At 64.4% G+C, this 19,779-nt stretch carries 20 protein-coding genes; 6 read left to right on the top strand and 14 right to left on the bottom strand.

Annotated elements, in window-relative coordinates; genetic code table 11:
• Positions 1-140: 140 nt before the first annotated feature.
• On the top strand, positions 141-2,399 hold the full coding sequence (locus M9890_08140; GenBank protein ID MCO5176920.1) for an MMPL family transporter: 2,259 nt from the start codon (positions 141-143) through the stop codon (positions 2,397-2,399).
• 96 nt (positions 2,400-2,495) lie between these two features.
• Complete coding sequence (locus M9890_08135; GenBank protein ID MCO5176919.1) at positions 2,496-4,052, top strand: phospholipid carrier-dependent glycosyltransferase; 1,557 nt, start codon at positions 2,496-2,498, stop codon at positions 4,050-4,052.
• On the opposite strand, the gene M9890_08130 is transcribed toward M9890_08135, so the two are convergent.
• The 5 genes from M9890_08130 to M9890_08110 all read right to left on the bottom strand — a co-directional run bounded on the left by M9890_08130 (position 3,982) and on the right by M9890_08110 (position 9,093).
• Positions 3,982-4,707: a hypothetical protein gene (locus tag M9890_08130; protein ID MCO5176918.1), complete on the bottom strand. Its 726-nt coding sequence runs from the start codon at positions 4,705-4,707 to the stop codon at positions 3,982-3,984. The genes M9890_08135 and M9890_08130 overlap by 71 nt on opposite strands.
• Before the next feature lie 19 nt (positions 4,708-4,726).
• Positions 4,727-5,479, bottom strand: coding sequence for an arylamine N-acetyltransferase (locus M9890_08125; GenBank protein MCO5176917.1), 753 nt, complete (start codon positions 5,477-5,479; stop codon positions 4,727-4,729).
• 41 nt (positions 5,480-5,520) lie between these two features.
• The gene (locus M9890_08120; GenBank protein ID MCO5176916.1) at positions 5,521-6,744 is read right to left on the bottom strand and encodes a PLP-dependent aminotransferase family protein; all 1,224 of its coding nucleotides are present in this window, start codon (positions 6,742-6,744) and stop codon (positions 5,521-5,523) included.
• Between the two features lie 134 nt (positions 6,745-6,878).
• Positions 6,879-8,180 carry a GerMN domain-containing protein gene (locus tag M9890_08115; protein MCO5176915.1) on the bottom strand — a complete coding sequence of 434 codons (1,302 nt, stop codon included), beginning with the start codon at positions 8,178-8,180 and terminating at the stop codon, positions 6,879-6,881.
• A gap of 673 nt (positions 8,181-8,853) precedes the next feature.
• Positions 8,854-9,093: a GIY-YIG nuclease family protein gene (locus M9890_08110; GenBank protein ID MCO5176914.1), complete on the bottom strand. Its 240-nt coding sequence runs from the start codon at positions 9,091-9,093 to the stop codon at positions 8,854-8,856.
• Positions 9,094-9,323: 230 nt separating this feature from the next.
• Between M9890_08110 and M9890_08105 the strand changes: the two genes are divergently transcribed.
• Positions 9,324-9,680 carry a DUF488 domain-containing protein gene (locus M9890_08105; protein MCO5176913.1) on the top strand — a complete coding sequence of 119 codons (357 nt, stop codon included), beginning with the start codon at positions 9,324-9,326 and terminating at the stop codon, positions 9,678-9,680.
• Between the two features lie 56 nt (positions 9,681-9,736).
• Positions 9,737-10,426, top strand: a complete 690-nt coding sequence (locus M9890_08100) for a C39 family peptidase (GenBank protein ID MCO5176912.1) — start codon at positions 9,737-9,739, stop codon at positions 10,424-10,426.
• A 42-nt stretch (positions 10,427-10,468) separates the two neighbouring features.
• Here the strand turns inward: M9890_08100 and M9890_08095 are convergent, their stop codons facing one another.
• The 6 genes from M9890_08095 to M9890_08070 form a co-directional block, all read right to left on the bottom strand.
• On the bottom strand, positions 10,469-10,657 hold the full coding sequence (locus M9890_08095; protein ID MCO5176911.1) for a hypothetical protein: 189 nt from the start codon (positions 10,655-10,657) through the stop codon (positions 10,469-10,471).
• An 89-nt stretch (positions 10,658-10,746) separates the two neighbouring features.
• Entirely contained in the window at positions 10,747-10,938 is a 192-nt protein-coding gene (locus tag M9890_08090; GenBank protein ID MCO5176910.1) for a hypothetical protein, read from the bottom strand.
• A gap of 235 nt (positions 10,939-11,173) precedes the next feature.
• Entirely contained in the window at positions 11,174-13,273 is a 2,100-nt protein-coding gene (locus tag M9890_08085; GenBank protein ID MCO5176909.1) for an MMPL family transporter, read from the bottom strand.
• A gap of 503 nt (positions 13,274-13,776) precedes the next feature.
• Positions 13,777-14,412 carry a PadR family transcriptional regulator gene (locus M9890_08080; GenBank protein ID MCO5176908.1) on the bottom strand — a complete coding sequence of 212 codons (636 nt, stop codon included), beginning with the start codon at positions 14,410-14,412 and terminating at the stop codon, positions 13,777-13,779.
• 80 nt (positions 14,413-14,492) lie between these two features.
• The gene (locus tag M9890_08075; protein ID MCO5176907.1) at positions 14,493-14,843 is read right to left on the bottom strand and encodes a hypothetical protein; all 351 of its coding nucleotides are present in this window, start codon (positions 14,841-14,843) and stop codon (positions 14,493-14,495) included.
• Positions 14,840-15,178: a winged helix-turn-helix domain-containing protein gene (locus tag M9890_08070; protein ID MCO5176906.1), complete on the bottom strand. Its 339-nt coding sequence runs from the start codon at positions 15,176-15,178 to the stop codon at positions 14,840-14,842. The genes M9890_08075 and M9890_08070 overlap by 4 nt, the downstream gene beginning before the upstream one ends.
• A gap of 544 nt (positions 15,179-15,722) precedes the next feature.
• Here M9890_08070 and M9890_08065 point away from each other — a divergent pair.
• Positions 15,723-16,829: a reverse transcriptase family protein gene (locus tag M9890_08065; protein MCO5176905.1), complete on the top strand. Its 1,107-nt coding sequence runs from the start codon at positions 15,723-15,725 to the stop codon at positions 16,827-16,829.
• Positions 16,830-16,900: 71 nt separating this feature from the next.
• On the opposite strand, the gene M9890_08060 is transcribed toward M9890_08065, so the two are convergent.
• Positions 16,901-17,890 carry a hypothetical protein gene (locus M9890_08060; GenBank protein ID MCO5176904.1) on the bottom strand — a complete coding sequence of 330 codons (990 nt, stop codon included), beginning with the start codon at positions 17,888-17,890 and terminating at the stop codon, positions 16,901-16,903.
• Positions 17,797-18,489, bottom strand: a complete 693-nt coding sequence (locus M9890_08055) for a hypothetical protein (protein MCO5176903.1) — start codon at positions 18,487-18,489, stop codon at positions 17,797-17,799. Before M9890_08055 ends, M9890_08060 begins: the two co-directional genes overlap by 94 nt.
• A gap of 198 nt (positions 18,490-18,687) precedes the next feature.
• Here M9890_08055 and M9890_08050 point away from each other — a divergent pair, with 198 nt between their 5' ends.
• The gene (locus tag M9890_08050) at positions 18,688-19,290 is read left to right on the top strand and encodes a GNAT family N-acetyltransferase (protein ID MCO5176902.1); all 603 of its coding nucleotides are present in this window, start codon (positions 18,688-18,690) and stop codon (positions 19,288-19,290) included.
• Between the two features lie 8 nt (positions 19,291-19,298).
• Here the strand turns inward: M9890_08050 and M9890_08045 are convergent.
• Positions 19,299-19,779 (bottom strand): phenylalanine--tRNA ligase beta subunit-related protein (locus M9890_08045; protein ID MCO5176901.1); only part of this gene is annotated, 481 nt, incomplete at its 5' end.

Genomic DNA, 19,779 nt, shown 5'->3' with positions numbered 1-19,779 from the left:
CACCCAGCAGGAGCTCGCTCGCTCCCGCGGCCACCGTCGTTGGTGGACCATCTTCAACGGTAAGTAGGATGCTGGGCCGCATAGTGCAATAGCCGGCTCGGAGGCGAGCCGGCACAACTCCTGGAATGGAGTAGCCGCCAATGGCGAATCTCTTCTCTACACGAGGCATATCGCAGGCCAGCGCGCGTCATCCGTGGCGCGTCGTCTCTGCCTGGGTATTGCTGCTCATCCTTGCCATCGTCGCCGCTTCCGGGCTCGGTGATGTTCTGACGACAGAGATGAATTTCCTCAACTCACCGGAGTCGGTTCAGGGCGACAAGCTCCTTGAGGAGCGCCTGCGCGGTCCAGCGCCAGTCAGCGAGACGATTGTCATCCGCGCAGACGACGTGACCGTCGACGACCCGGCGTTCCGCGCGGTCGTTGAGCAGACAACTGCCGACCTCCGCTCCCGCTCGGACATGGTCGGCTCCGTCGTGAACTACTACGAGGCGCTGGCCTCGGATAATCCGGGTGCGGCGAGCATGGTGTCTGAAGACCGGCACGCGACTGTCATCCCGGTGACAATGATCGGCGAGCTCGACCAGGCCGAAGAGCACACCGACGATTTCCTGGCCATCGTTGACGGGCAGGGCGCTCCGGGCATCGACGTCAAGACGGTCGGCGATCTGTCGATCAACGAGGCGTTCAACTCGATTGCCGAGAAGGACCTGCAACAGGCCGAAGTGCTCGGCATGCCGATCGCGCTGCTCATCCTGATCGTGGTCTTTGGCGCGCTGGTGGCTGCTGGTGTGCCGATCATCCTGGCGCTGGTGGCGATTGCCGTCTCGCTCGGCATCACGGCGGTCGTCGGGCGCGCGTTTGAGCTGTCGTTTTTCGTCACCAACATGATCACGATGATCGGTCTGGCGGTCGGGATCGACTACTCGCTGTTCATCATCGAGCGTTACCGTGAGGAACGCCGACACGGCGTTGAGAAGCACGAAGCAATCGCCATCGCCGGTGGCACCGCCTCGAAGGCGGTCGTCTTCTCCGGCATGACGGTCGTGCTGGCGCTGATGGGCATGTTCCTGATCCCGACGACGATCTTCCGCTCGCTCGGCACGGGCGCGGTGATCGTCGTGCTGGTGTCGGTCGCGGCGACGCTGACGCTGATCCCGGCATTCCTGTCGCTGCTCGGCGACAAGCTGGACTGGCCGCGACGCCGCTCGTATGACGCTGCCGCCGTCGAGCGTCAGAAGTCGTACGACACGGAGACGATTCACCGTGGCTTCTGGGGCACCATCACGCGCGTCGTGATGAATCACCCGGTGCTTGCCATCGCGCTGGCCCTGACGATCCTGCTCGGCGCGGCGCTGCCGTACACCGACATCGAGACCGGCGCTGCGGGTGTCGAGACGCTGCCCGCCAGCGACGTCAAGGACGCCTATCTGGAGCTGCAGCGCGATTTCTACGTCGGCGTGCTGACGCCAGTTGAGATCGTCGTCGATGGACCGGCGACTGATCCGCAGGTGCAGGCGAGTGTCGATTCGCTCGTTGCCGCGCTGGCTGATTCGCATGAGTTCGGCCCGGCGACGGTGCAGGTGAACGACGCCGGCGATCTGACGCTCGTGTCAGCGCCGATGGCGGTCGATGCCAACTCGGAAGAGGCGTACGCGACGGTCGATCGGTTGCGCAACGAGATCGTGCCGGACAACTTCCGTGGCACGAGTGCCAACGTCTACGTGACCGGCGACTCGGCCTTCAATGCTGACTTCAACAGCCTGATCGAACGCTATACGCCGATCGTGTTCGGCTTCGTGTTGAGTCTCAGCTTTGTGTTGTTGATGCTGGCATTCCGCTCGGTGGTCGTGCCGATCACGGCGATCGTCATGAACCTGCTCTCGGTCGGCGCGGCCTACGGCATCCTCGTGCTGGTCTTCCAGAAGGGCGTTGGGGCTGGCTTACTCGGCTTCCAGCAGGTGCCCACGATCGAATCGTGGATCCCGATCTTCCTGTTCTGCGTCCTGTTCGGCCTGTCGATGGACTACCACGTCTTCCTGCTGAGCCGGATCCGCGAGCACTACGATCTGACGTTGAAGAACCGCGAGTCGGTTGCGGTCGGTCTGCAGGCGACGGCGAAGATCATCACTGGTGCGGCGCTGATCATGGTCGCGGTCTTTGCCGGATTCTCATCGGGCAACCTGGTCATGATGCAGCAGATGGGCTTCGGCCTCGCCGTCGCCATCCTGCTCGATGCGACGGTCGTGCGATCGATCCTCGTGCCGGCCACGATGCGCTTGCTTGGTGGCCGCAACTGGTACATGCCGCAGTGGCTGCACTGGCTGCCGGATCTGCGGGTTGAAGGCGTACAGCGCCAGGTGGAGCCGGCCTACGCGCAGGCGACATCCGGCGACGACTAGCGATTACAACTCCTCCTCCCTCTCTTCCCGAACGCCCGGCCATCATTGGCCGGGCGTTCGCATTATGCTTGCGTAGTGTGGGAAGGTAGGCGTGGATTGCGGAATACACGGTCGGACGGGGCGCGAACCGTCGCTCTGTTGATCCTGGTCGGCGTGACGCTGCTGTACGCAGCCGTGGCGCGCGGCGTCTTCCTGTTTGGCGACGACACGCTGATGTTCCAGGTCACTGAGAGCATGGTCGAGCGGCGCTCGTTCGCGGTCACCTCGCCGACGTTCGACGCCGTGGCTGCTGATCCGACGCTGGATGCAGCCGGCTTTACTGCATCGGCGATGCCCGGCGAAGATGGACGCGGCTATGCCAAGTACGGCATTGGCCAGTCGCTCGTCGCGATCCCGGCGTTCGTCTTTGCCACCTACCCGCTGCCGCACCTGCTGGCGCTGAAGATCGTTGTCGATCAGTTCGGCAACCAACTTACTGGCACGGTCATCTATGGCACCAGTCTGATCAATGCATTGCTCGGAGGGGCGACGGTCGCGTTGCTCTTCCTGCTGGCGATCGAGCTTGGCTACCGGCAGCGCACGGCGCTGGCGCTCGCCGGGCTGCTGGCGGTCGGGACGCTGCTGATGCACTACGCTGGCACGTTCCTTAGCGAGCCGCTGACGGCGCTCTGCCTGACAGCTGTCGTCTACGGGCTGCAGCGGGCGCAGCGTGTCGCCGGTACCGACCGGGCGATCCGCTGGCTGCTCCTCTCCGGTTTCGCAGCCGGATTGGCGTTGGCGACGAAGCTGGCCATCGGCGTCGCTCTGGTCGCGCCCGGCCTCTGGCTGCTCTGGTTCGCTCTGCGTTGGGAGCGCTCGGTCGGCAGGGCGACGGTGCGGATGTGCCTTGCCTGGGGCGGTCCGATCGCGCTCTGGCTGGTCGGCGTCGGTGCCTACAACGCCGTCAGATTCGGCAGCCCGTTTGATAGCGGCTACGGGGCTGAGGCCAGTGCCTACACGACGCCGCTGCTCACTGGCCTCGAAGGCTTGCTGTTGTCGCCCGGTCGCGGGCTGTTCTGGTACAACCCGCCGCTGCTGCTGGCGTTGGTCGGCGTGGTCTGGTTCGGACGCAAGCACCCGGCGCTGTCATTGACAATTCTCGGCATGCTGGCCGGGACGCTGCTGCTGTATGGCCAGTACTACGTCTGGTGGGGCGGTGGCGTCTGGGGGCCGCGCTTCCTCGTACCGCTGCTGCCGCTGCTGTTGCTGCCGGCGGCCGAATTGATTGAGCGTGCGTGGGATCGCCAGGTCTGGCGGGTCGCGCTGGGTGCTGTGGCGGCGCTCGGGCTGTTCGTGTCGCTCTTGCCGCTGCTCGTGCCGTTCGATCGCTACGTCGTGGAGTACGCCGCCTCAGCGGATCAGCTGCACGCCGCGCTCTGGCAGGTCGCCGATTCGCCGATTGTCGTCGCTGTGCGGGATGTGCTGCACTTCCGGGTGACGCTCGACATCGCCGCCGTGCGCTATGCGGATGTGCGTCTGACGATCCTGACGCTCGTGATGGGGCTGGCTGGGTTGCTTGTTCTCTTGCTGGCTGTCCGGCGGGTCAATCGGGCCGAATCCGCAGCTCAACGGTCTCGGCCAGCGATGCCAGATATGCCAGAAGCGTTGAGATAAACAGGATCGTACCGGCCATTTCGAGCGTCTCCTCGATCCCGACCATGACGCGGTAGGTCATCGTCTCGACGCCGTGGCTGGAGTCGTAGCGTCCCTCGATCGCCTCCATGACCAGCGCGCCGGACAGGAAGACAGCGCCGGCGATGGCGACCCGGATGCGGACGTCTGGCGGCAGGTGCAGCAGGAAGCGCAGATAGGCCAGCCCGACGACGAGCACCAGCAACGCCGCCGGGATGATCCAGGCGTAGGCCAGGAAGCCGCTCGTGTTCAGCTTTTCGTTGAGCGTGTAGGACGCCTGCCCGTGGATGTCGGCTGCTTCGTCGAGCGAGAGCGCCAGAAAGATGACCGCCAGCACCGCCCAGTGCAGCCGAAACGAATCGCGAACGGCGTACTTCGCGACAGCGATGACCGCCAGGATGGCCGACGCAATCAGCAGCAGCACCACCGAATACCAGCTCGGGATCGACACCTCGCTCCACATGTCGAACAGCACAAAGAGGTTGTCGGCGGCGAAGAAGTGCAGGTCGAGTACGAAGCGATTCAGCGAGACGAGCATGTGTGCCACGAGCAGCAGCCCGGCGATGACCGACAGGATCATCACAACCGCGCGTCGTGGGATCGGCACCCTCACTGGCTGATTCGAGCCGACACTCATCGCGCGTTCCTTCGGCGTCTCATGGCAGGAGCATGCCGAATTTCTCGCGGAGGATAGCCTGCGCCTCCTCCTCGTCGGCGAGCGTTCGCTCCTCGCGTTCGCCCGAACTGCTGCTGATGAATCTCAGATCGGCGAGCGTGATCCGACCGGTTGCGGTCGGCAGCGTCGCCATGCGGCGCTTGGTGAAGTGGCTCTCCGGTGAGGTCTGCTGGACGATATTCATCGGCTCGAACTCGGCGAGCTGATGCGGAGTCAGGCTGAACGCGTACTGTGCCGCCCAGACGTCGTCGCGATAGCGTTGCAGCACGTGGTCAGCCCCATCGGTCGTGATGCGGTAGCGCCCGAGACCGTCGGTCTGTTCGGCGTCGGGTGTCAGCCGGAGCGGTTGGCGGAACGAATCGCCGAAGCCGACATCGGCCAGCCACGGCTCATCAAGATCGACGCGCAGGGCGAGATGATCGAACTCGGGTCCGAATCCTCCAGCGGCCCGGGTGACGCGCGCCGATAGCAGCGTCACGGCAAATCCGAGGCTGTCGAGCAGCATCGCGAACAGGCCGTTCAACTCGTAGCAGAAGCCGCCGCGCCGCTGCTCGACGATTTTGGTGTACAGGTCATCGGGATCGAGACTGATCGGCACGCCGCGGTGAATGTCGAGGTTCTCGAACGGCACGGCCAACTGGTGCGCCTCGTGGAGCGCGCCGAGCAGCTCAATGCTCGGCGCGCCCGGAAGATCAAGCCCGATCCGGTTCAGATAGGCGTTGGTGTCAAACATCGGTCCATGGATATGCCTACACTCCCGTTGCCCCGGATTCGTCAACTCTGGCTGGCCAGCTGCTCGCTCACCAGCTCGCCCAGAACGGCGATGCCGTTCTGGATCTCTTCATCGTTGTTGAACGAGTACGAGAGCCGTACGTTGCGCTCGCCGCCTCCGTTGGCAAAGAACATCATGCCCTGGCTGATGCCGACGCCGCGTGCGTTCGCCGCTTCAGCCAGCGGTGCGCACGTTGCGCCCTCCGGCAGTGTCATCCAGATGAAGAATCCGCCTTCGGGGTGCGTCCAGGATGTGCCGTGCGGCATGTGCTCTTCGAGCGCTGCCAGCATCACATCGCGGCGGTGCCGATAGATCGGACGCAGCTCGGTGATGTGCTCCTGCAGCGTGCCGGTCGAGCAGAACTGCGCTGCGATGTGACTGGTGAAGGCGTTGCTGCCGGAATCGCTCTTCAGGCCGGTCAGGCGCGCCGTCACGGTCGGCGCGGCGACGCACCAGCCGAGGCGGATGCCGGCGGCGATCGTCTTCGAGAACGTACCGCAGTACATGACCAGCCCCTGGTCATCGAGCGAATACATTGTCGGGATCGCTTCGCCCTCGTAGCGCAGATCGAAGTAGGCGTCGTCCTCGATGATCGGCAGGCCGTGCTTCTGGGCCAATGCCACAATTGCCTTGCGCCGCTCCAGCGAGTAGGTGAGGCCGGACGGATTCTGGAACGTCGGGACGCAGTAGAGCAGCTTGGCGCGCTTGCCCTCAGCGGCGACCTGATCCAGCGTCTGCTCCAGCACCTTGATGTCGATGCCCTCGTCGTCGAGCGGCACCTCGCGGATGTCGGCACCCGTCGCGCGCGCTCGCCAGATTGCGCCCATGAACCACGGAGCTTCGGCGATGACGACGTCGCCCGGATTGACGAACAGATCAAAGATCAGCGCCAGCGCCTGCGATGAACCGTGGGTGACCAGAATATTCTCCGGCCCGGCCGTGATGCCCTGATCGCGGGCCAGCTTCTTGGTCAGCTCGCTGACCAGCTCCGGCACGCCAGAGCCGAACGCATAGGCCAGCGCCCAGTCGCCGTCGCGCTCCAGCGCGACGCGGGTGGATTCGATCAGATCCTGAATCGGGAGCGATGAAGGATCGGGGTAGCCACCGCTGAAGGCGATGACATTGGCGACGGAACGAGGGTTGAACCCAACCATTCCTGCACGTGCGTGCTTACCATGTTCGGAGAACAGATCCTCGATGTTGTGGGTAGCCGGTGTTGTTGCCATCTCCCCCTCCTTGATCGCATCCGAGTGTTGTTATCGCGCAAAGCTCGCGGCATTTGGCGACCATACACGTTTGTGCCGGAATGCGAAAGGGGGATATGGCGGGGCAGGCATTTGCCCACCCCGCCGGTGTGTCGCTATTCGACAGGCAGGAGCGGATCACCGTTCAGGGTGAAGGTAACTGAGGTGACGCCCGGGAACTGCAGGACGACCGCCTCAAGCTGCGCCTCAACGCGCGGGTCGTCACACTCGCCGCCAAGCTGTAGCTGGCCAGTCAACGCGACGGTCGCAGCACCGCCATTGATCGCGACGCTGTCCACTTCCAGATCGGACGCGTAGAGCGCGTTGTACAGGCCGCTCTCGCCGTATTCCTGGTCATCCATCGCGAACAGCTTCTGCAGTGCGTTCGTGATGGCGTCGACCGTCGTGGCGCTCTTCTCGATCGTCGTGGCAACCGGAATCAGGCTGTCGCCGCAGCCGATTGGCGCGCCCGACTGGCCGTTGTCATCGAGAGCGACGAAGAAGAGCGTGGCGGGCTGGGTCGTGTAGCGCCACTGATAGTAGTGCTGACCGACGTTGCCGGCCTCAACCTGCCAACCGGCGTCATTGCCCGGCGTGTAGGTCAGGCAGCGGCGCTCGAAGCACTGCCAGAGGACGTCCTGCTCGGTTCCGCCGACCGACACGTTCGACCAGTAGGCTTCGGTGATCGGGTAGCCGGTGGCGTAGTACGGATTGACGAACAGATCGGCGGTGATCGTCGCACCTGCGGTCGTGTCGTAGATCAACCCCTCGGAGTTCATGAACTGCCAGAAAACCGATGCAACCCGATGCTGGGTCGGCGCAGCCAGCGGACCGGCTGTCACGCCCTGCGCGGTCAGCGAGGGATCGTCGCCGATCATGTTGAGAAAGTCGCCCTTATCCAGACGGGTGATGAGCGGCGCTCCGGCTGCGACGGGTGCTACATCGCGCAGGCCGAGGTTGTGGATGTCGGCATAGGTCGGTGCGCCGGAGTCGGGATCACCGGCGATGCCGATTGCGGCCGGTTCAGGCGAGGAGTCGAACTGGCTGTCGCCGGTCTGGTAGTAGCCATCGACCATCTCACTGACCAGCAGGCCGTTGGTCACGTACCAGAGCGAGCTCTCATCACCAGCGGGATTGTTGATCTCCATCCGGCTCTTGTCGAAGTACTGGACCCAGCGATATCCGGCAGGAGATTCGGCGTATTCTTCCTGCATGATCTCGGTGTACGGGCTCGGACCCCACATCCAGGTTCGGCTGACGTTCAGGTCGGCCACCGGCTTGTCGGTGCGGGCCCACGTCCGTTCGAAGGCATCGCTGCCGAACGGGTGCGTCTCGTCGCTTTCGTGATATGCCGCGGCTGGTGCAGCAAGGGTCAGCACCAGCGCCACAACGGCTGCCAGCGTCAGAAACGGTTTCACCAACACACTCCCTTCGCGCATTGCGCACACTGTACGTACGTGGATGACAAGCGCCGGTGTGGCGGGGCGGTTACGGTCGAACGAGTGGTGAGTACGGATAGATCAACATGAAGTGGTGGGCGCGGCCATCCCCCAAGCGGGTCATATAGAGACGGAGCTGGCATCACTGCCTTGTTCAGGCACGGCAGCCACCCTTTTGTCCTGTCATTTGCCGCCCTGGGGGCACCCGGCAGTGAGAAATCTCCCACCCGCCCGATACAGCTGCCCGTGGCAGCGCCCCAGCCTCTTTCGCTGTCATGCGTGGCCCAGAGGGAACCGCGAGTGAAGAATCCGCTCCACGTTCGACACAGTGCGAGCGGGTGGGAGATTTCTCACTGCGGTTCGAAATGACAGGACAAAATGTTGGCTGCCGATCGGACAACTTAACATTTACAACGCATTCAGAATGAAAAGGGGAAGAGCGATGCTGCCGTTCCAGCGACTCATCACTTCCATCAATGGCGAGCATCCCGAGCCGACAGCCACCCCCGTATCCTGTCATTTCGAACCGCAGTGAGAAATCTCCCACCCATTCGCAGCAGACACACGCGGAACATGATCACTCCTCAAACCACCCCGCGCTCAAGTCCACCCAGCCAGGGTTCTCCGCTTCGATCAGATCGAGCTTGCGCGATCACCCCCAGCCCTTTATCTGCTTCTCGCGGCCGATCGCGTCACTGATATACCGAAACTCCTCGCAGTGAACGAGGTGGGTGACTCCATAGCGACCTGTGAACGTGTCGGGTCGCAATTGCGTGTGCTCCCGGACACGACGCTGGAGGTTATTCGTTACGCCGACGTAGAGCGTCCCTGACCGACCGAGGACGTTTGACAGGATGTAGACCCAATACGAGTGCTGCCGTCGCGGTGACATGCGGTGCGTATCCAGACGCTACAGCCAGAATCGGCCAGGCACCCGGCAGGGTTTGACTGGTGCGAATGGGTGGGAGATTTCTCACTGCCGGGTGCCCCCAGGACGGCAAATGACAGGCTTCGGGGGTGGCTGCCGATCAATTGAGCCCACCCCGCTGCCGCAACTTTGCTTTGCAGGTCGTAGTATAGACACCGTCCGCATTCGCTCATTTCCGCGACGGGAGCCGCCCCATGATCCAGCTCAAACGCGCCTACGATCTACCGTCTGCTGATGATGGCGCACGTTTCCTGGTTGATCGGCTGTGGCCGCGTGGGGTGCGCAAGGAGGCGCTGGAGATTGTGGCCTGGCTGCGTAACGTTGCGCCCAGCACCGAGCTGCGCAAGTGGTTCGGCCACGACCCGGAGAAGTGGCCGGAGTTTCAGCAGCGCTATCGTGCCGAGCTGGAGGACAATGCCGACGCCTGGCAGCCGCTGCTCGACGCCGCTCGCGCTGGTACGGTGACGCTCGTCTACGGTGCGAAGGACACCGAGCACAACGATGCTGTCGTCCTGAAAGCGCTGCTGGAGGAGCGCCTCGCTCGCAGCTAGCGATCGTTCGCTGGTATGGTTGCCGGAGTGTTTGATCGCCTGCCAGAGGACTCGAGATGAACCTGCGTCGCCGTCTCGTCGCGACCACCTTCGTTGCGATGGTTGCGCTGCCCGCCACACCGGCTATCGCCGCGCCATATTTCACCGACACGGCGCTGCGCCACGGCGCGTCGACCCCGACGGCGATCGTGACGCCCAGTGGTGGTGAACGCGTCCTGACCGCCTACTACACCCAGAAGGACGGTTCGATCTACCAGTCCAGCAATTGTGGGATCGCGTCGATCGCGATGGCGATGGCGGCCTATGGCCACGTCGAGCCGCTGTTCGACCTGCGTGAGTCGGTCAATACGATCACCGGCGACTGGTACCCGGATAGCGGGCTGGACTGGTCGTCGTTGATTGCAGCGTTGCAGCAGCGCGGCTTCGCCGTCGATGGACCGTACGCAGATGGCGGCTTCCGCACCTGGTCGATCGACGAGATGCTGAACGAGACGCGCGCCGGACGTCCGGTCATCGCGCTGGTCCATCAGCGGTCACTGCCCGGCCACGAGCAGATCGACTACGACGGCGACCACTACGTCGTCTTCCTCGGCGTGACCGGCAGCGGGCAGGTGGTCTACCACGACTCCGCGCTTCCCGGGACCGAAGGTGCCTACCGGATAGCCGACCGCGAGACGTTCGAGCGCGCCTGGTCGCGCACCTGGATCGGTCAGAACTACACAGCGATGGCGGTGTACCAGCCGTAGCCAGTCACACCGCCATCGCCTGCCGCCGTACCCATGCGGGTATCAGACGGCGAATATCAGGGCCAGCGCCAGCATGAAACCGAGGACGAGCGCGGCTGCCATCAGCCCGAGGCCGGTGTAGGCTGCGCCGGCAATCAACACAGTTCCGCAGAGCGTTGCCCCGAACTCAAGCACGGCGTATGATACGCGTCGCTCGCGTGGTGCGCTGCGACGCTCGACAGGGATCTCCATCGTTGGTGCTGCTTTCAGGCTCAGTCTCGGCCAGGAACAACGCTGTCCCTGGCCGGAAGATCGTTCGTTGAGGGATAGGGCCGCGAGTGTTAGCGCATGCCCGCCGCCAATGCGACGGTGATCTCGGTGAGGAGAATCAGCGCTGCTGCGGTTGGGCCGAATGCCATCAGCCCGATGCCCGCGACCATGATGGCGACGGTGGCGAGAAGCGCAGCCGTTGTCCAGAAGGTGCTGTGGTCGCGGAAGGAAGGCCGCCGCGGCTGGGTAGGCATGTCGATCATGCGGGGCTCCTTTCGCCTCATTGCGAGAGAGTCGGTCCGCTGCATTGCGAACCCGTCGTCCCGGCGTCAGTGCCGGTGATGGTTCTATCCTAGGTGTTCACGCCCTGTTGCACATCGACAGCAGGGTCGTGTTTTGACCTGTCCGAGGGGACAGTGGACACCCGCCGGACGCTGTGGCTGCGAACCAGCACGCTGGGAAGGCGGCACCACTACCACCTTCCCAGCGTCTCGCTGCCTATTGATCGATGGCTTCGGCAGGCTGCAAGCTCGGCGCGAGACGGCTGACGACCGACTCCGGCTGCGCCAGGCGGCTGGGCCACCAGATCGTCGGGCCGATGTCGAACGTCAGCGCCGGGACGAGGATCGAGCGCACGATCAGCGTGTCGAGCAGCACACCGAAGGCGACGATGAAGCCGAGTTCGGTCATCGACACGAGCGGCAGCACGCCGAGCACCGCGAACGTCGCGGCCAGCACCAGACCAGCCGAGGTGATGACGCCGCCAGTAACGGCCAGGCCGCGCAGCATGCCGGCGCGTGTGCCGATCTGACTCGCCTCCTCATGGACGCGCCCCATCAGGAAGATGTTGTAGTCGATGCCCAGCGCGATCAGGAAGACGAACGCAAGCAGCGGTGTCGATGGGTCCATGCCGGCAAAGCCGAATACGCGGTCGAAGACGACGACGCTTGTCCCGAGCGCGGCGGCGAACGACAGCACGACCGTGCCGAGCAGCATCAGCGGCGCGACGATCGAGCGCAGCAGCGCGGCCAGAATGACGACGACGATCAGCAGGATCAGCGGCATGATGACAGCGCTATCGCGTGCACTGGCCCGAGCGATGTCCAGGCTGATGGCGTCGTTCCCACCGACGATGGCGTCCCCCTCTGGGACGGCGTGGACCGCGTCGCGCAGTCGGTCGATCGTGTCGAACGCCGCCTGGCTGCCCGGCTCGGCGGTGAGCGTCGCCGCCAGCACCGCGCGGTCAGCATCGCCTCCGCGCGGCTCGACCAGTGCGACGCCGGACACATCGCTCGCTGCCGCAGAGACGGCATCGGCTGCTGCGGCGCTGGTGATGATTGTTGCCGGAGCGCCCGAACCGGCTGGGAAGCTTTCAGCGATGAGCTTCTGACCACTGATCGCTTCCGGCTCGTTGCGGAACTGGTTCTCCTGCGGCAGGTTGGTGTCGAGGCCGAGCAGGCCGCTAGCCAGGATCGCCAATAGCACGACGGTTGTGATCCAGACCGGCCGCGGTCGCCGTGCCACCCAGCCGCCGACCCGCGACCAGATACCAGACGCCTCGTGGCTTGCCGAACCGAAATGCGGGATGAACGGCCAGAAGAGTCGCCGACCGAAGATCACCAGCAGGGCAGGTAGCAGCGTCAGCATCGCCAGCAGTGCGGCGACGATACCGGCCGCGCCGACCGGCCCCAGGCTGCGCGTCGGGTTCAGGTCGGCAGCCAGCAGGCAGAGCAGCCCGACGACAACGGTCGCGCCGGAAGCGACGATGGCCGGCCCGGCCTGGCGCAGGGCGAACGCCATCGCCTCGTGCTTGTCCTCGTGGCGGCGCAGCTCCTCGCGGTAGCGCGCGATCAGCAGCAGCGCGTAATCGGTGCCGGCGCCAAAAACCAGCACCGGCAGGATTCCGCCACTCTGTCCATTCAGCGTCAGTCCGACCGACTTCGCCAGCCCGTAGACCGTCGCGCCGGCGAGCTGGTGAGCGAACGCGACCGACAGCAGCGGGATCAGCCAGAGGAACGGGCTGCGATAGGTCAGCAGCAACAACGCCGCGACGACGCCGGCGGTCGCCAGCAGCAGCGTCGTGTCGACGCCGGAGAAGACGTTGGCCAGGTCCATCGTGAATCCGGCCGGACCGGTGACCTTCACCTGTAGCCCGTCCGGCGCGTCATGCACTTGCGCTCGGATTGCGTCGACGCCGTTGGCGAGATCCTCGTCCTCAGCGACTGCCAGCGGGACAGTGAAGATCACTGCCTGCCTGTCCTCGGAAGGGATGGCTGGGCTTGGTGGCGTACTCGGGAAGAGATCGGACAGCGCCTGGCGATCCGCTTCGATCGCCTCGTGGTCGCTAGCCAGCAGCCCGCCGTCGCGGTGGTAGACGATGACGGCGGGCATCTGGTCGCCGGCCGTGATCTCCTCCTCGGCGGTCGCCACGGCCAGCGATTCGGCGTTCTGCGGTAGCCAGGTGGCGGTGTCGTTATCCTCAACCGAGGTGAGCTTGCCGGCCAGCGGCGATGCCACCGCCAGGATGACGACCCAGAGCAGGACGATCAGCCACTTGCTGCGTCGTCCGGAGGGAATGCCCGCCAGCTTCGTGCTCATGCTGGACTCGGCATTCGGTGGGGATGTCTGCGAGGTCATGGGTAAGATGCCTTTCATCGAAATAGGGGAGAATCAGTACGTGCTGTGATCAGCGTGAAATGTCCGGGCACCCGGGCAATGGCACCCTGCAGTGCGAGATCCCCGATCCGTTCGACACAGTCCGACCCAGGGGAGACTTCTCTCTCGCGCTCGAAAGGACAGGATTCGTGTGTGGCTGCCGTGCCGTACTGCTTGCTACGCTGGCGCTGCCGATGCAGCAGGAGCGCCATAACCCGGGCGTTGAGCGACTGTCGATGGCATGGTTGGTACCGACCGGCGCTGGGTGCGTCGCGGTCATGATCGAGCTCCTTATGAGGTTGCGCTTCGGACGAACTCGATCCGGCTACAATTGGAGTGCGCCGTGTGTGCCGAACTTCGCTCGTCGGAGAGGCATCGCGGATCAACGGCCCTCGGCGATGGTGTTGCCGCACCACGCCGGGGGCTGTGGCGTTCCTACTCAGGGGTCATGACATCTCCCCCGCTCCTTCCGCCTCGTGTCGTTCGTCGATCTCGCGCTGAATCTCCCGCCACATGTTCATGCTGTCCAGCCGACCCTCGGCGATTTCATCCGCCAGCTCACGAACCCAGGCCAGCTCCGCCTCCCGTAGCATCAGCCAATACTCCGCCTCGACTGTGAACAGCCGTGGGATCTCGCGCTCGATTGTCATGCCGAGCACGGCACGTAACTGGTGGATTTCAAGATCCAGCAGCCCGACTCGTTCCTGCAGTAGCTCGGCGGCCTCCTCTGGCGGCAGGACCGCCAGGAACGACAGCGCCGCCTCGAACTGAGTGAACTCCTTGACCGGCTGGCTGATCATCTCGCTCAACCAGTCGACCAGCGAGACCCGGCCCTGATTGGTCAGCCGATAGACGGTGCGCTCCGGTCGGCGACCCTCGCGCTGCGTCTCGTGTGGCTCGATCAGTTTGCGCCGCTCCAGTGAGTTGACGACGGTGTAGAGCGACCCGTAGTTGATCTTGATGCTGGAGTCCTTGCCGCGAGTGCGCAGGACACTCGCCATCTCGTATGGGTGCATCGGCCGCTCGTAGAGACAGCCGAGCACGGCGAGGGCGAGGGGGTTGGCAGGTCGCTTCTGAGCCATCGGTGGCCTTTCCGGTACGTATATCCGGTTCCGAGTATATAGAAGCGAATACGACCGTCAACCTGTCCAACCGGACGGCCTCAGCCAACCTCGCTCAGCATCCGCTCGATCGCCGTAATGCGCTCGCGCAGATCGGTCATGTCATCGGCGATGCGCTGCTGCTGGCTGGCCAGCTTGTCCTGCGCGGTGGCGGTCTGCTCGGCGAGCTTGCGGTACTCCTCGTCGCGAGCGACGGTCTCGGCGACGACGATCTTCGACTGCGCCGTGCGGAATACCTGCCAGATGATCAGCGCCAGCAGCAGGCCGATGAGCACCATGCCGCCAACGGCCATGATGACGCTGCCCCAGCCGCTCCAGACGTCGTTCGGGACACCATTATGGGACGCTGCCAGCAGCATTGGGTCGAGCCGAGTCAGGATCGTGTGGTTCACGGATGCTCCTCCGTACCTCCGTTTGTCGTGCCGTTGCCCAGTGTGCGCACGGCCTCGGCAATCTCTTCCGGTGACAGGGTGATCGCAAACGGTGTCAGCTCGAAGAACTTCATCGCTTTGCCGTCCTCCGACAGCTCAAGATGGCCGACGACGAGCCCCGCCTGCTCCAGGCGCTGCAGGTGCATGTGCAGTAGCGGGCGGCTCATGCCGATCTCCCGCGCCAGCTGGCTGACGTAATTGCGCTGGCCCTTCAGTGCCGCGATGATCCGCAGCCGGTGAGGATTCGCCAGCGCCGAGAGCGCCAGCAGCAGCTCATCTCCAGTCAGGCTCGTCATGTCGGTGACACACTTCCCTTTCACCTGTCAAAAATATGTTACAGGTGGCGGGACAGGCTGTCAAGGATGCGTGGACAGGGCAAGTCAGGGCGGCGTTGGTCTGTGTGGTCAGGGCGATGTCGGGGGTTGCCGTCTGATCAGACCGTGAGGCCAAACGGGTGTATGCAATACGCCCGTTTGGCCACCGGACACTCCGGCGCGGCATCCACCACGCCATTCCACCCAGCACCACAGCTGCGCGAGCGCTGTCTGGGCGACACATGACAGAAACGAGTGGCCGCCAACCAGACACTATATGCTTGTTCCAACATTGATATTGACGATGAGCGGCGCTACCCGTAGACTCTCGCTCACCACAATGGCGGATCTGGTGGCCTAGCTATATGTCTGCGGTGTTACACCGCGGCCGTCGAAACACCAACATTCCACACACGGCACATAGGGTGTGCCATGCGGTCTGGCACCTTCGGTACGCCAGACCAGGAGCGTCATGGTAGGCCCCGTCCGCTATTGGTGGTAATCCGCACGAACAGACAGGCTGCCGATGAACCTGCTGCGACGCATTCTGAGCTCGATTGGCGCGGTTCCGGATTCGGACGGCACGTCGCGCTCGCGTCGGCGGCCGGGTCACATCTTCCTCGGCCTGGGTGTCCAGTCCTCCATGCGCTTCAACGATGGCGATCCCGAGCGCGTCGCCAGCCTCGGCTTGCCACCACTCAGCAACGTTACCGATGTCGCTGAGCTGCTCGGCATCCCGGAGGGCCGCCTCGTCTGGCTGTGCTATCCGCAATACGGGCGCACGCGCAAGCAGGATCACTACATCCACTTCACGGTGGCCAAGCGCAGTGGTGGGACGCGCACGATCAGCGCGCCGAAGATGGACATGCGCATAGCGCAGCGCGCCATTCTGCGCAATATCCTGACGAAGGTCCCGATCCATCCGGCGGCGACAGCGTTCTACAGCGGTGCGTCGGTCGTCGATCACGCCATGCTGCATACCAACTGCGCCGTCGTCGTCAAGCTCGACCTGACCGACTTCTTCCCGACGATCGGCTGGCGGCGGGTGCGCGGGATGTTCGCGGCGCTCGGCTACAGCTCTGGCATCTCAACAATGCTGGCTCTGCTCACCACGACCGCGCCGCGCTCGCGCGACGACCTGCAGTACGCTTGCCTGCCGCAGGGTGCGCCGACCTCGCCGGCTATCTCGAACCTCATCAGTCGGCGGCTCGATGCGCGACTTTCCGGCCTGGCGGCGAAGCACGGGTTTGTCTACTCACGCTACGCCGACGACATGACCTTCTCGCACGCTTCGAACGATGCGGATGTCGGGCGTCTGGTGACGAGCGTGCAGGTCATCGTGCGCGAGGAAGGCTTCGCCCTCAACGACGGCAAGACGCGCGTCATGCGCGCCCACCACCGCCAGATCGTTACCGGCCTCGTCGTCAACGACGGCGTGCGCATCCCCCGCGAGAGCCTGCGCCGCTTCCGCGCGATCCTGCATAACACCGAGCGCGACGGCTTCGACAGCGCCAGCCAGTACCTTGGCCAGGACGTCCGCGAATACGCGCGCGGCTACCTCGCCTTCATTCGCTCCGTCGAGCCCGACAAAGCCGCCAAGCTTGTTGAGCGGCACCCGTGGCTGGTGCCATGAGGGGCAAGCCGTAGCGATGAATAGCGGCACGACCGTTCCCGATCGTGCCGCTGTCCTCATGGATCGGATTCTTACAGCTTCTCACCCCACGTCAACGGCGTCGGGACGACCCATTCGTCGCCGCGCTCGGTGGTGATGTATTCGGGCCACTTCAGGTCGTGCGGCGGGACGATGTCCTTCGGTAGCAGCGGGCCGACCCAGTTGCTGCCGCCGACGCCGCCCCCGGTACGCTCGACGAACTCGGCCTTGGCCTTGGCCAGCTCGTCCTCCTTCGTCGCCAGGTCGAGCAGCGTCGCGGCGATCGTCTGGCCGCCGACGAACATGCCCGGATCCATGATCTCCGGCCGACCACCCATCGCCAGATAGGTCCAGGCCGGGTACTGGTAGCCAGCAGAGGGCGGACGCAGCCGGGGCCGCGCGGTCAGCAGCCGCACCGCTGGTGCGTGCCACATGTACTCGACATAGTCATCCGCGCCGATAAACGGCTGCCATGAGGGGAGCTGCGCGCGGACCTGCTCCTCGTAGTCCTGCGGTGGCAGCAGGCGCGTGACGTCATCGGGGAACGGGTTGTCCATCGCCTGCAGGCCGAGGTTCTTCTGGATCTCGCGCCCGAAAGCCTTGGCTGATTCGTCGTATTCCGGCGGACCGATCTGGGCCAGGTTGCGCCAGGTGAGGTCGGCCATCGCCTGATTGGGCAGGGCGACGCGGGTCTTCGACACCCAGCGCACCGACACCTCGCAGCCACTGACGGCGGCGGCGTGGCGGGCGTTGTCGGCCAGCACGTTCCAGATGTGCTCCTGCATGGTCAGGTCGGGCGTCCGCCAGGCGTACTGGATCTGGGCGAAGCGCGGCGCGAGGTTATCGGCGGTCGCGTCGCCGGCGTGGAGGATCACCTCGTTCAGCGTCCAGTTGCCGGCGTGGGCGAACATCGCGTCGCGGGTGAACTTCGTGTTGGTGTACATCAGCATCAGCGCATCGACCGCGCCGGGCACGCGGCCGGCCAGGCCAGGTTGCCGGGCGGCACCGCCCGACCAGATGCCAAACCCTCCGGGTCGACGCACTCGAAGGTGAAGACGCAGGCGTAGTACGCGCCGAAGTGCGACTGCCACTCGACCGTGTTCTGCGGCCACGGGTGGTAGCAGATGAAGGCGTCGAAGTTGTCGTAATAGCCCTTGGCGGCGTGGATCGGCTTGGAGCCGCACAGCTTCTCGGCCGGCTCGCCGAAGAAGACGAGCTGCCCCTTGATGTTGTACTTCTCCATCGCGGCCTTGGCCGCTAGTGCGCCGGTCAGCCCGGCGACGCCGAGCATCGAGTGCGGGTCGGTGTGGCCGGAGGTGTACGGGTGCAGTCCCGCGCGTGGCGCGCGCTCCGGGCTTGGCTCCTGCGAGTTGCCCGGCACGGCGTCGTACTCGGCGTAGGCGCCGAGCACCGGCCCGCCATCACCCCAGCGGGCGACGAAGGCGGTCGGCATCTCGCCGGAACCCTCCTCAACATCCCAGCCGTCGGCCTTGAGCAGCTCGACATAGGCTCTGGCCGACTTGTACTCGCGCCAGGCCGGCTCAGCGTAGTTCCAGATCTCGATATCAAAGTCCGATAGCCGCTGACGGTTCTGCTCAATCCAGTCCATCGCGTACTGCTTGGCTGGATAGCGGTCGCTCATGCCTCACTCCATTCCCTCTTCTGACCCATGACACCATATCGCGCCCTGTCGACCAGGATGGCCGGTCCATGCAGCATCGTGCATGGACCGTCGGACGAAAGCCCTTGCCCATACTGTAGGGTATATTGCTCAATCCGGTGCTGTAGCACGCGATCCGGCGGTTCTTGAGACCATCAGCGAGTGAATGGATCATCGGTTGTGTCTGCGACTGCCTCGTTGAATCTCCATGACGTGCAGACACTGCTGTACGATGATGCCTCCGCACCCCTGCGCCGCGCTATCACCAGCCTTGTCGACGCGGCATACGGGTCGACGGATTCCACGTCAGACGATGCCGCAAGGCCGTTGCATGCACCCGGCCTGCATGCGCGGTCATTCTTCATCTGCATCGATGGTCGCGTCGTGAGCTACGCGGGCGTCATCAGCAAAACGATCCAGCACGGCGGCCAGTCGTTCACCATTGCGGGGCTATCCAGCGTTGCGACCGATCCAGCCCATCAGCGTCAGGGGCTTGCCACGCGCGTCATCGCTACTGCAACGCGCCACATCGAGCAATCCGGCGTCGACATCGGCGTCTTCACCTGCGCACCCGCGCTTGCCCCGCTGTACGCAGCAGCCGGGAGCTGGCCGATCGCGCCCGATGTCGTACTGATCGGCAGCCGTGCGCCCGGCGCACTGAGCAGCGCGGCACTCGATGTTGTGGTGTTGATGCGCCTGTTGTCTGATACGGCCAGGGGAGCAGCTGACAATCTGCTCCACGGGACGATCGATCTCAATCTCCCGGTGGGTGAGTTCCTGTAGCCACACGGTCAGAACGCAACGCGCGGCTTGCTGGCTGTCGGTATCGCCGTGCGGGACTCTGTCTGCCACGCCGCGCCGATGTTGCTGGAGAGCGATGCCAGCAACGCCTCGATGTCGGCTGCGGCGGTGTCGTGCATCGCTTCCGTGACGATCAGGACGTGCGCTGTCGTTGCGCTCACGGCTGACGAGCCGCTTTGCCGATGGGTCCAGCGGCGGGCGTGCACGTTGTCGCTCGCGTCGGCGAAGATGACTTCGCCCGGATCAGGCTGCTCGATCTCGCCAGAGAAGGACTGATAGCGCTCGTCGCCGGTCGCGTGACGCACCTCAATGTGGTCGTCAATGGCTGAGATATCGAAGACTGCCACCGGGATGGCGAACGCCAGCGAGGTCGCGTTGCACAGGTCGATCAGTGGGTGGAGCGTCGGCAGCGCACCCTCCTTGCGGAACCGCCGCAGCAGCGATTCCGACGCGCAGCGGTACTGCGTTGGC

Source organism: Thermomicrobiales bacterium (assembly GCA_023954495.1).
Taxonomy (GTDB): Bacteria; Chloroflexota; Chloroflexia; order Thermomicrobiales; family CFX8; genus JAMLIA01.
The sequence above is the reverse complement of the archived record's forward strand: the minus strand, read 5'-3'. Positions and strand labels throughout refer to the sequence as shown.

Bases quoted from the DNA above. Each gene is read 5' to 3' on its own strand.
- M9890_08110 (MCO5176914.1), bottom strand. From the start codon at position 9,093: ATGTCACCGCGACGGCAGCACTCGTATTGGGTCTACATCCTGTCAAAC.
- M9890_08055 (MCO5176903.1), bottom strand. From the start codon at position 18,489: ATGAGCGACCGCTATCCAGCCAAGCAGTACGCGATGGACTGGATTGAG.
- M9890_08105 (MCO5176913.1), top strand. From the start codon at position 9,324: ATGATCCAGCTCAAACGCGCCTACGATCTACCGTCTGCTGATGATGGC.
- M9890_08090 (MCO5176910.1), bottom strand. From the start codon at position 10,938: ATGATCGACATGCCTACCCAGCCGCGGCGGCCTTCCTTCCGCGACCAC.
- M9890_08120 (MCO5176916.1), bottom strand. From the start codon at position 6,744: ATGGCAACAACACCGGCTACCCACAACATCGAGGATCTGTTCTCCGAA.
- M9890_08095 (MCO5176911.1), bottom strand. From the start codon at position 10,657: ATGGAGATCCCTGTCGAGCGTCGCAGCGCACCACGCGAGCGACGCGTA.
- M9890_08065 (MCO5176905.1), top strand. From the start codon at position 15,723: ATGAACCTGCTGCGACGCATTCTGAGCTCGATTGGCGCGGTTCCGGAT.
- M9890_08080 (MCO5176908.1), bottom strand. From the start codon at position 14,412: ATGGCTCAGAAGCGACCTGCCAACCCCCTCGCCCTCGCCGTGCTCGGC.
- M9890_08100 (MCO5176912.1), top strand. From the start codon at position 9,737: ATGAACCTGCGTCGCCGTCTCGTCGCGACCACCTTCGTTGCGATGGTT.
- M9890_08125 (MCO5176917.1), bottom strand. From the start codon at position 5,479: ATGTTTGACACCAACGCCTATCTGAACCGGATCGGGCTTGATCTTCCG.
- M9890_08140 (MCO5176920.1), top strand. From the start codon at position 141: ATGGCGAATCTCTTCTCTACACGAGGCATATCGCAGGCCAGCGCGCGT.
- M9890_08085 (MCO5176909.1), bottom strand. From the start codon at position 13,273: ATGAGCACGAAGCTGGCGGGCATTCCCTCCGGACGACGCAGCAAGTGG.
- M9890_08070 (MCO5176906.1), bottom strand. From the start codon at position 15,178: ATGACGAGCCTGACTGGAGATGAGCTGCTGCTGGCGCTCTCGGCGCTG.
- M9890_08130 (MCO5176918.1), bottom strand. From the start codon at position 4,707: ATGAGTGTCGGCTCGAATCAGCCAGTGAGGGTGCCGATCCCACGACGC.